Source organism: Paraburkholderia sp. PGU19, assembly GCF_013426915.1.
Classification (GTDB): domain Bacteria; phylum Pseudomonadota; class Gammaproteobacteria; order Burkholderiales; family Burkholderiaceae; genus Paraburkholderia.
Window position 1 is genome coordinate 150,331 of record NZ_AP023181.1, and the last position, 10,335, is coordinate 160,665.

The following is a 10,335-nucleotide window of genomic DNA, read 5'->3' on the forward strand; positions in this document are numbered from 1 at the left end:
CTCGCGTGCATTCGATTGCTCAACGAACTCAAGGGAGTCCACATGAATGCGAAACTGATCGGCGCGCTGTTGCTGGCGTGCGTGACATCGTTTGCCCTGCCAGCCTTCGCGGGCGATGACGGGCCCGCTTCCAGTCCTCGAACAGGCGGCGTCGTGAAAGCGTCGCACGCTGGGCACAGCGATCAAATGACTGTGCCGGACAAGGCCACGCCTGGCAATCACAGCGGCGTCGGCGGCGTTGAACCGGGGAAATCGCAGTCCGGCAAACATGAGCAGCCCGACAGCATCGATCCGATGTATCGCGGCGGTTGATTGTCCTGTACGGCCTCGCCACCTATGTCGAACCAGAGGCCGGCTTCAGGTTCGCGTCAAAATTGCCCGTCGATAAGCGTTATCGTCGCGCTATTTCACGCCAGCCGCATCCAACTGTTCGCTAAATCCGGCTAATTACAGTGTTTGCTTGTTTTTGCCCGTCCGCGCGCTTTATCCTTATCGTTTGGTAGCCGAAAGGGGACAGCGTGGACCGCATTCAGGCAATGGAAGTATTCACTCGTGTGGTCGATGCGAACAGCTTCACGCGCGCCGCCGAGCAGATGGGCATGCCGCGCGCGACGGTAACGACGACCATCCAGAATCTCGAAGCCGTGCTCGGCGTGCGTCTGATGAACCGGACCACGCGGCGCCTGTCGCTCACGCCGGAAGGCGCGGCGTATTACGAGCACAGCATTCGCATCATCACGGACATCGCGGAAACGGACGCGAGTTTTCAGGCGGGCAATCGCAAGCCGAGCGGGGCGCTGCGCGTGCACATGCCGAATTCGCTCGGACGTTATCTGGTGATACCCGCGTTGCGCAGCTTTCACGAGCGCTATCCGGACATCTCGCTCGATCTGGGCCTCTCGGACCGACCCGTCGATCCCGTCGAGGAGGGGATCGACTGCATGGTGCGGGCGGGCCCGCTCGAAGACTCGTCGATGGTTGCGCGGCGCGTCGGCACGCTCAAGCGCGTGACGTGCGCGTCGCCTGATTATCTTCAGCGCTACGGGTCGCCGAAGAGCATCGACGATCTGGCCATGCATCAGGCCGTGAATTTCCGTGTCGCGCACAACACGCGGCCGATGCCGTGGATCGTTATCGTCGACGGCAAGCCAACGGAAGTGCGGATGAACGGTGTCGTCACGGTCAACGACTCGGAAGCATACGTCAAGTGCGGACTGGAAGGTTTCGGCCTGATCCAGCCTATGCTCTTCATGGTCGCGCCGAAACTGCGCGACGGATCGCTGCTCGAAGTGCTGCCCGACTTCAAGCCGAAGCCCAAGCCGGTGTCGATCGTGTATCCGAACAACCGCCATCTGTCCGCGAAGGTGCGCGTGTTCGCGGACTGGATTGCGGAGTTGTTCGAATCGACGCCCGCGCTGGCGGACGGCGACACACGGCGCGTGGTCGTGCCGAAACGCGAGCCGCAGCAGGCGGATCATGGGCCGATTGCGGCGTGACGTTGGTCGTCACAGCATGTCTTCGTGACGGCAATTGATGAGCAGTTCCGCCATGCTCGCCGTGTTCGGCAGTTCTAGCGTATTGACGACAATCGACGCGATGTCGCCCGGTTGCGTCATCGCGTCGGGCGGCAGATCGGCGAGTCCGGCCGCCATGTCGGTGTTGACGAAGCCGGGACAGACGGCCGTTGCGCGCACGCCGTCGTCCCAGCCCGCACGCCGCACTGCGTGGGTCAACGCGATCACTGCGTGCTTCGACATCTGATAGCCGACGTTCAGATTCTTCACCCGCTTGCCCGACAGCGACGCGAGTTGCACGAAGCGTCCGTTGCCCGCGCGCCTCAGATGCGGCAACGCGGCCTGCGCGAGCCGGAAGGGCGCCTTCACGTTGATGTCGAGCGTTTCATCGAGCAGTTCGCTCGCGTCGTCGTCGAACGTGACCATCTTGCAGATGCCGGCGTTGCTGACCAGCACGTCCAGACGGCCGAAACGATCGACGGTCGCATTGACCCACTGGCGGGCGGCATGCCCGTCGCGCGCTTCGTAGGCGAACAGAAATGCGTCGAGGTCGTTATCGAACGATGACGGATCGCGCATGCCGAGCGACAGCCGATACCCGCGCCGATGCAACTCCAGCGCGATCTCCCGGCCGATCCCGCGATTCGCGCCTGACACCATCGCTACCTTGTCCATGTGATATTCCGCTGTCGATGTGATGTGCGGCGCTCAGAAGCCTGCGTCGATGGTGATTTTCGTGCCGTCGCTGAATCGTTCGAGGCGAAACGCGTGCGGATCGACGAGCGGCGTGTCGTTATTGACGAGGTCGGCCATCAGCTTGCCTGCTGCGGGTCCAATGCCGAACCCGTGGCCCGAGAACCCCGTGCCGATGAACAGCCCCGGCACACGCGCGGCGCTGGAGATGACGGGAATCGCATCGGGCGTCACGTCGATATAGCCCGCCCAGCGCTGCGCAATCTTCGCGCAGGCGAGATGCGGAAACGCCTTCACGAACTCGCGGAGCCCGTTATCGACATACGGCACGACGGGATCGGGATCGAGTGTGCGGATGGCTTCGAAGAGGGTGGGACGGTCGAGCGCCCAGCGACGCGGCCGCTTCAGCTCATCGAGAAAACGCTTGCCGACGCGGATCTGCAACGCGCCCATCTGGCTCTTCAGCGCCTCGATGTACTTGAAGAAGAGGCGGAACGCATCGGGCGTGAGGTCCGCGTGCGTGCGCAGACCATAGGCGACCGTGTAGCCGCCGTCGGCGCGCTTGCGAAATGCGAACTCCTCGTTGTTCGCGCTGCACGTCGGGCCGCCTTCGATCGGCTCGGTACGCAGCACCGAGGCGCGCGTCAGCAGTTGCGGCAGTTCGACGCCGAGATTGCCGCAGAAATAGCGCGTCCACGCGCCTCCCGCGACGACGACGGCATCGCAGCGGATCGTGCCGTGCTCGGTGACGACGGCGCTCACGTGTCCGCCGCTCGTTTCGATGCCACGTACGGCGCAAGGCGTGAGGATCTTGAGGCCTCGCTGGCGCAGCGCATTCGCGATGGCAGGCGCGGCTTTTTGCGGTTCCGCGCGCGCGTCGCCCGGCGTGTAGATGCCGCCCTTGAAACTGCGGGTCGAGCCGGGCAGCAGTCCGGCAATCGCCTGGGTATCGACTTCGCGCGTGTCGAATGCGTCGCCGGCAATCTGCCTCGCGCGCGCAAGCCAGTCGCGATGCCTCGCCAACGTCGCGTCGTCGTTCGATACATACAGAATGCCGCACTGATTGAAGCCCGTGTCGATGCCCAGCGTACGGTCGAGCGTGCGCCACAGCTTCAGGCTTTCGATGCTGAGCAGTAGCTCGCGCGGGTCGCGGCGCGTGACGCGCACCCAGCCCCAGTTGCGGCTCGATTGCTCGCCGGCGATGTGTCCTTTCTCGCACAGCGCGACCTGCAAGCCTTTGTCGCTCAGATACAGCGCAGTGGAAACACCGATGATCCCGCCGCCGATCACGACCACATCGGCGCGCTCGGGTAGCTGGATATCGTCAGCAACGGTGTCGACTTTCGGTCCCATGTTCGTGTATTGATCTGGATGGGTTCAAGGGCGGCGATCGGCGATGCCGGCTGCGGCGGCCTGCGTGTTTGCATGAGATTGCAGCGCTTCTTCTCGCCGCACGGCGCGCAGGCTGCGCGACGCCCGTTTGCCACCGCGCGCGCCGGGGTTCGAGAAACGGTTGGTCCAGCGGTCGATGTGATTGATCGCGTGCGTGAGCGGCACGGTGATCAGCAGATACACGACGCCGGCCGCGACGAGCGGCGACAGGTTCGCCGTATTGACAGCCGTGTTCTGCCCGATCGTGAAGAGATCGCGTTGCGACGTGAGCAGCCCGAGAAAGTAGACGAGGCTCGAATCCTTGACGATCGAAATGAACTGGTTGGCAAGCGCGGGCAGAATGCGCCGCACGCCCTGCGGCACGATGACATGCCGCATGCCGCTCCAGTACGTCATGCCGAGTGCCTGGCACGCATACATCTGGCCGCGCCCCACGCTCTGGATACCCGAGCGGAAAATCTCGGCGATATACGCGGACGAGATCAACGCGAGCGCGACGATCGCAAGGGGATAGGGGTTCGGCCCGAAGATCGACAGCCCGATGGGCGCCAGCCCCTGGCCAACCACGAGAATCACGAGCGCGGCGGGCAGGCCGCGAAACACGTCGATGAACACCTGCGCGGGAAACATCAGCCAGCGCGTGTTGGACACGGCCATCAGCGCCAGCACCATGCCCGCGACGATGCCCAGCACCGTCGAGAACAGCGACAGCACCAACGTGTTCACCAGGCCCGTGCCCAGCAGCGCCGGCAACGAATCGACCAGAAGCGGCCAGTCGAGGAAGTTCTGCAAAAAGGCGTCCATGTGCGCTCTCCGGGAGACGAAACGTGGTCGATGAAGTGCAACTGGCGTGCGGTGGCCACGCGGCTCAGGTGCCCGACTTCATTGCGTACGGCGGCAGGTCGGCAGGCTTCGGATAGCCGGGATGGAACTGCAGATAGAGCTTCATCCACGTGCCGTCGGCCACCAGTTCGCCGAGCGTCTTGTTGAGCGCGGTTTCGAGCTTGACGTTGCCCTTGTGAACGGGAAAGCCCGCCGGCAGATTGACCGCGGATATGTCGAGCTTGTCCGCAATGTTCATCTGCGGGTACTTGCCTTGCAGGCCTTCCACCAGTGTCTTGTCGACGAAGTAGCCGTCAATGTACTTGTTGCGCAGCGCGAGGAACCCCGCGTTCAGATTCGGAAAGCGCACGATCTGCGCACCGGGCAGATAGCTGTCCGAATACGTGTCTTCAATCGTGCCTTGCACGACGCCGATCCGCTTGCCCTTGACGGACGCAACGTCGTTCGAAATCGTGCTGTCCGGCAGGGTCGCGACGCTCAACAGGCCCGTCAGGTAGCCCTCGGAAAAGTCGACCATCTTGAGCCGTTCTTTCGTGATCGAAATGGAGCCGGCGGCGAGATCGATCTGCTGGTTCGCGACGCTCGGCAACAGGCCGGCGAAGTCCTGCGCGCGAAAGTCAGCGGACAGGCCGAGCTTGGCGGCAATTGCGCGAATCAGCTCGACATCGAAGCCTGTCATCTTGCCGTTATCGATGTACGAATAGGGCTTGTTGTTCGCGTCGACGCCGGCGACGATCTTGCCCGGCGTGAGCGTGCCCACGTCTTCCGCATGAGCGGCCGGTACGGCTGCGACGCATAGCGAAGCAGCCAGCGCGAGACTGCGTGCAAACTGAAGAAAACGCATCATGAGCTCCTCTCGAAAGGAACGGCGGTGAACGGAAAGGGAACAGCAGGGCGAACGCGGCGTGTGCCGCTCAATGCAGAATGCGCGACAGAAACTCGCGCGCACGCTCGGAGCGAGGGCGCGCGAAGAACCGTTCCTTCGTGTCGTCCTCGACGATGGTGCCGCGATCCATGAACAGGATGCGGTCGGCGACGCGCCTGGCGAAGCCCATTTCGTGGGTCACGCACAACATCGTCATGCCGTCGTGAGCGAGCGCGCTCATCACGTCGAGCACTTCGTTGACCATCTCCGGGTCCAGCGCGGAGGTCGGCTCGTCGAACAGCATCGCGACGGGGTCCATCGACAGCGCGCGGGCAATCGCCACACGCTGCTGCTGGCCGCCCGACAACTGCGTCGGGTACTTGTCTTCGTAATCGCGCAAGCCCACGCGCCGCAACAGCGAGCGTGCCTTGTCGGCTGCTTCGTCGCGGCTGCGTCCGAGCACCGTCATCTGCGCGAGCATCAGGTTGCGCCGCACGCTCAGATGCGGAAACAGCTCGAAATGCTGGAAAACCATCCCGACCTTCGCGCGCAACCGCGCAAGGTTTGCCGTATTCGCCGTCACGTCCACGCCGTCGACGACGATGCGGCCATCCTGCACAGGCTCGAGCCCATTGACCGACTTGATCAGCGTCGATTTGCCGGAGCCCGAAGGTCCGCAGATCACGACGACTTCGCCGCGTTCGATCGTCGCGGAGCAGCCGGCCAGCACGCGGTGCTCGCCAAACCATTTCGAAACATTATGCAGGTGGATCATCGGGGCTCCTCGTATCCAGTGACGCGATGAAGGTCAGGACAGTGCGACGCGCACGCGTCCGCGCCACAGGTCGTCGAGTTGATAGAGCGCGGTGCCGAGCGGTACGGCGATCTGACTGGCGATGCCCGCGCCGCTCAACGGAAATTCGCCTTCGCTGAAGGCGCCTGCGTCGCGATCCACGCGGAGCATATGCCGCGCGACGCGATGGCCCAGGTAGCTCATCAGCGCGACGCCATTGCCGTTGCAGCCGAGCGCGTAATGAATGCCGTCGTGCACGCCGATATGCGCGAGCTTGTCGCGCGTCATCGCGACGTAGCCTTTCCATGCGTGCGAGATGCGCACGTCGCGCAACGCTGGCCACAGTTGCAGCATCTTTCCGTACAGAAGGCGGGCCGCTTCGCGTTCGCTCAGTTCGCGGATCGCCGGGCGTGAGCCAAACAGCATCCGCGTACCGTCTGGAGACGGGCGCGTGTAGAACAGATTGCGCTTCGAATCGCTGATCATTCGCGCGCCGGGGTTGAGCGCGTGCATCAATCCGTCGGGCAGCGGTTCCGTCGCGATCTGATAGCTCGCGACGGGCAGCACGCGACGCGCGAAGAACGGCAGCAACGGGCCCGTGTAGCCGTTGGTCGCGACGAGGACATGGCGCGCGTCGAGCGAGCCTCGCGCCGTGTGTACGCGAAAGCGCACGCCGTCGGGTGCGTTGCTCGCGATCCGCTCGATACGTTCCGCTTGTGCGTGCGAATGGAGCGTCACGCCGCGCCGCCTTGCAAGCTCGCGCAGCGCGCGGTGATACTTGGCCGTATGCAGCCCGCCGTATTCATCGACGAGGATGCCGCCGTAGTAGTAATCCGAGCCGATCATCGCGCGCTGCGCGTCGCGCTCGATCACATGCACGGTGACGCCCGTTTTGTCCCGCAGCAACTCGCCCTGGCGACGCAACTGATCGAAATGACCGGGCGTGTAGGCGCCGAAAAAGCGGCCGGTGATCTTCAGATCCGCATCGAGCGATTCGTCGGCGACGAGGCGTTTCAGGTAATCGAAGCTTGCCATCGATTCGCGCATCAGCCGCACGAGCCGCTCGGCGGAGACGCCCGCGATCGCGTTCGTCAACGCCAGCTTCTGGCCGCTCGACACCATGCCGCCGCTGCGCGTGCTGCCGCCCGCGCCGATCTCACCCGCATCGAGGACGGCCACACGCGCGCCGTGGCTCGCCGCTTCCGCGGCCGCCGACAGCCCGCAATACCCGCTGCCGATAATCGCAATGTCCACCTGGCCGGGCAGCGGCGTCCGCGCGGTTTCGGGCGGCGCAGCGTCCCACCAGTATGGGTCGCATCGAAAGGCTTCATGGAACAGCAGGGAATCAGGGCGCATGAGCGTGACAGTTTCTGCGTAGTGAGGCCAGTCTAGGTTCGTGCGGCTTATCCGGTCAAATAGCGACAAAAAGGGCTTCTATTCATTTCTGATATGGCAAGCTAAGGTCTCTGTTCACGGCGAGCGGGCGGGAGAGGCGATGAATCAGAGGCAAATCGAGGCATTCCGGCTGGTCATGCTGCGCGGCTCGATGACGGCGGCAGCCGAAGAGCTTGGCACGTCGCAACCGAGTATCAGCCGGCTGATTGCGGAGCTGGAGACGGCGACGGGGCTCACGCTATTCGTGCGCAACGGCGGGCGTATCCACGCGACGGATGCGGGGAGCGCGTTCTATCGCGAAGTCGAGCGCAGTTTCGTTGGGCTGGAAAAGCTGGAGAACTCGGCACGCGAAATTCGCCAGTTGGGCAGTGGACGTCTGCGGATCGTTGCCGCGCCCGTGCTGGCGCTGTCCTTTCTGCCTGCCGTGATCGAGCAGTTTCTGGCAGCTTACCCGCGGGTGATTGTCTCGCTGGAGATGAGAAGCGAAGGGACGATCCAGCGGTGGGTGTCGTCGGCGTACTGTGACGTCGGCTTTGCGACGGCTACACCGGACGCGTTCGGCGTGACGAGTGCCGAGTTGTATCGTCTACCGGCGCAATGTGCGCTGCCCGCGCGGCATCCGTTGACTGCGCGAGACCGCATCGAAGCGGGCGATCTGCGCGGCGAGCGGCTGATCCTGCCATCGTATGCCGACGATACGCGCAGTCCGCTCGATCGCGTTTTGCGGGCCGCTGGCGCCGGCCAGGTGCCAGCGATCGAAACACCGTATGGCGCCACGATATGCGCGCTCGTTTCGCGCGGGCTTGGGATTGGGATTGTGAATCCGCTTGCAGCAATCGATAGCAATCCGAAGCGCATCGTGTTTCGGCCTTTTGTGCCCCAGATCATGTTTCGCGGGTTCACGCTGTGTCCGCAGTTGCAGCAGCCGAATCCTGTGGTTCAGATTTTTCTTGATCTGGTTCGCACGATGATGGCGGATGAGATCGATGCGTCAGGCGGCGATGGGCATATGAGCCGTCCTGCATCGCGCGCGAGGAAAGCATCGCCGTTATCGAGTATCGAGACGAAGACACGATGAGCGAGCGGGTCTGATTTATGCGTCATGTTATGACATAAGAACATTCACTGATATAACCATTGGAACCTCTCGCAGTACGAACTGTCGGTTAACCATATCGCCCTTTTCAGGAGGTGCGAAATGACTACGGAATCCTCAGGAGCCACGCTCCTTTCCGACAGCGACGCCCGCCAGCAATTGCGCCGGGCCGTCATCGCCAGCACGATCGGCACGACGATCGAATGGTATGACTTCTTCCTCTATAGCACCGTCACTGGCCTCGTTTTCGCGAAGCTCTACTTTCCGCAATCCGATCCGCTCGTCGGCACGTTGCAGGCGTTTCTGATCTACGCAGTGGGTTTCATTGCGAGGCCGGTCGGCGCGGCCATCTTCGGGCATTACGGCGACCGTATCGGGCGCAAGGCGACATTGATCGTTACGCTGCTATTGATGGGGCTTGCCACCTTCGCGGTGGCGTTTGTTCCGACGTATGCGACGATCGGCATCTGGGGCGCGGTGTTGCTGACGGTGCTGCGTTTCATCCAGGGCGTGGGCGTGGGCGGCGAGTGGGGCGGTTCGGTGCTGATGTCGATGGAATGGGCGCGTACCAATGCGCATCGCGGCTTCGTCGCATCGTGGCCGCAGTTCGGCGTGCCTGCGGGTTTGTTCATCGCGAACCTTGCGGTGCTGGCGATGAGCCAGATATCGGGCAGTGCCTTTCTGACGTGGGGATGGCGTGTGCCGTTCTTTCTTAGCATCGTGCTGGTCGCGATCGGCTTGTATATCCGGCTGAATATTCTGGAGACGCCGATATTCGCGCGGCTTCTGGCCGAGCGGAAGATCGAGAAGGCGCCGACGCTCGAGGTGATACGCCGCCAACCGAAGGACATTCTTCTTTCCGCGTTCGCGCGTATGGCAGAGCAGGCGCCGTTTTATATCTTCACTGCTTTCGTCTTTACATATGGTGTCACGACGTTGGGCGTTTCTCGCGACCTGTTGCTGATGGCCGTGCTTGCCGCTTCCGTACTGGAGTTCGTGACGATTCCGCTATTCGGGCACGTGTCCGATGTGATCGGGCGAAAGCGGATGTATATGATCGGCGCGGCTATCGTCGGTGTGTTCGGGTTTCTCTACTTTGCGATGGTTGATACGAGGAATCCTAATTGGGTGTTTGCGGCGATTGTTTTGTCGCTGGTGCCGCATTCGATGATGTATGGGCCGCAGGCTGCGATGATCGCTGAGTCGTTCACCGGAAGGTTGCGGTATAGCGGGGCGTCGCTGGGTTATCAACTCGCTTCGTTGATTGCGGGCGGGCCCGCGCCTTTGATTGCGACTGCGCTTGTTGCGTACTATCGCTCGGGTTATGCGATTGCGGTGTATGTGTTCGTGTGTGCGGTGGTCAGTCTGGTTGCGACTTCACGTCTGGGCGACTATACGAATAAGGATATTTCGCGTGAATATGATGATGCGAGGGGAATGGGGGATCATGGGCATCCGACGCCGGCTGGATGATGTTTGGTGTGGTTGAGTTTGGGTTGGCGTGTGTGGTTCGGTGGTTTTGACTTTGCGCTGGCATCCGCGTTTTGTTAGCGTGCTTCACGCGTCGCCCCTGTGCGGGGCGGCACCTACTTTTCTTTGCCGCCGCAAAGAAAAGTAGGCAAAAGAACGCGGCTAACACCGCCAGCTCGTGTTTTTGCCTGAGGGCCCCCACAGGGTCTTACGCTTCAAACGGCAGCATTTCTGTTCGCGTTCGTTGCCAACGTTTCGAATGACCGCCTCACCC

10 protein-coding genes are annotated in these 10,335 nt (G+C 62.5%); 4 read left to right on the top strand and 6 right to left on the bottom strand.

Annotation, left to right across the window (positions count from 1 at the left end; translation table 11 throughout):
* Positions 1–42: 42 nt before the first annotated feature.
* Positions 43–312, top strand: a complete 270-nt coding sequence (locus H1204_RS30560) for a hypothetical protein (protein ID WP_180734326.1) — start codon at positions 43–45, stop codon at positions 310–312.
* 206 nt (positions 313–518) lie between these two features.
* Entirely contained in the window at positions 519–1,496 is a 978-nt protein-coding gene (locus H1204_RS30565; protein ID WP_180734327.1) for a LysR family transcriptional regulator, read from the top strand.
* Positions 1,497–1,505: 9 nt separating this feature from the next.
* Here H1204_RS30565 and H1204_RS30570 read toward each other — a convergent pair whose 3' ends face one another.
* The 6 genes from H1204_RS30570 to H1204_RS30595 form a co-directional block, all read right to left on the bottom strand.
* A complete protein-coding gene (locus H1204_RS30570) occupies positions 1,506–2,189 on the bottom strand; it encodes an SDR family NAD(P)-dependent oxidoreductase (RefSeq protein WP_180734328.1) in 684 nt (227 codons plus the stop codon).
* A 33-nt stretch (positions 2,190–2,222) separates the two neighbouring features.
* On the bottom strand, positions 2,223–3,560 hold the full coding sequence (locus tag H1204_RS30575) for an FAD-binding oxidoreductase (RefSeq protein ID WP_180734329.1): 1,338 nt from the start codon (positions 3,558–3,560) through the stop codon (positions 2,223–2,225).
* 24 nt (positions 3,561–3,584) lie between these two features.
* Complete coding sequence (locus H1204_RS30580; RefSeq protein WP_180734330.1) at positions 3,585–4,403, bottom strand: amino acid ABC transporter permease; 819 nt, start codon at positions 4,401–4,403, stop codon at positions 3,585–3,587.
* A 64-nt stretch (positions 4,404–4,467) separates the two neighbouring features.
* The gene (locus H1204_RS30585) at positions 4,468–5,286 is read right to left on the bottom strand and encodes a transporter substrate-binding domain-containing protein (protein WP_180735093.1); all 819 of its coding nucleotides are present in this window, start codon (positions 5,284–5,286) and stop codon (positions 4,468–4,470) included.
* Positions 5,287–5,356: 70 nt separating this feature from the next.
* Positions 5,357–6,082, bottom strand: coding sequence for an amino acid ABC transporter ATP-binding protein (locus tag H1204_RS30590; protein WP_180734331.1), 726 nt, complete (start codon positions 6,080–6,082; stop codon positions 5,357–5,359).
* Positions 6,083–6,115: 33 nt separating this feature from the next.
* Complete coding sequence (locus tag H1204_RS30595; protein WP_180734332.1) at positions 6,116–7,456, bottom strand: FAD-binding oxidoreductase; 1,341 nt, start codon at positions 7,454–7,456, stop codon at positions 6,116–6,118.
* A gap of 139 nt (positions 7,457–7,595) precedes the next feature.
* On the opposite strand from H1204_RS30595, the gene H1204_RS30600 reads away from it, so the two are divergent.
* Together H1204_RS30600 and H1204_RS30605 are read left to right on the top strand one after the other, a co-directional pair.
* Positions 7,596–8,573: a LysR substrate-binding domain-containing protein gene (locus H1204_RS30600; RefSeq protein ID WP_180734333.1), complete on the top strand. Its 978-nt coding sequence runs from the start codon at positions 7,596–7,598 to the stop codon at positions 8,571–8,573.
* Positions 8,574–8,693: 120 nt separating this feature from the next.
* On the top strand, positions 8,694–10,064 hold the full coding sequence (locus tag H1204_RS30605; protein WP_180734334.1) for an MFS transporter: 1,371 nt from the start codon (positions 8,694–8,696) through the stop codon (positions 10,062–10,064).
* Positions 10,065–10,335: the final 271 nt, after the last annotated feature.

Coding starts and splice junctions, on each gene's coding strand:
- H1204_RS30560 (WP_180734326.1), top strand. CDS start 43: ATGAATGCGAAACTGATCGGCGCGCTGTTGCTGGCGTGCGTGACATCG.
- H1204_RS30570 (WP_180734328.1), bottom strand. CDS start 2,189: ATGGACAAGGTAGCGATGGTGTCAGGCGCGAATCGCGGGATCGGCCGG.
- H1204_RS30575 (WP_180734329.1), bottom strand. CDS start 3,560: ATGGGACCGAAAGTCGACACCGTTGCTGACGATATCCAGCTACCCGAG.
- H1204_RS30580 (WP_180734330.1), bottom strand. CDS start 4,403: ATGGACGCCTTTTTGCAGAACTTCCTCGACTGGCCGCTTCTGGTCGAT.
- H1204_RS30585 (WP_180735093.1), bottom strand. CDS start 5,286: ATGCGTTTTCTTCAGTTTGCACGCAGTCTCGCGCTGGCTGCTTCGCTA.
- H1204_RS30590 (WP_180734331.1), bottom strand. CDS start 6,082: ATGATCCACCTGCATAATGTTTCGAAATGGTTTGGCGAGCACCGCGTG.
- H1204_RS30595 (WP_180734332.1), bottom strand. CDS start 7,456: ATGCGCCCTGATTCCCTGCTGTTCCATGAAGCCTTTCGATGCGACCCA.
- H1204_RS30600 (WP_180734333.1), top strand. CDS start 7,596: ATGAATCAGAGGCAAATCGAGGCATTCCGGCTGGTCATGCTGCGCGGC.
- H1204_RS30605 (WP_180734334.1), top strand. CDS start 8,694: ATGACTACGGAATCCTCAGGAGCCACGCTCCTTTCCGACAGCGACGCC.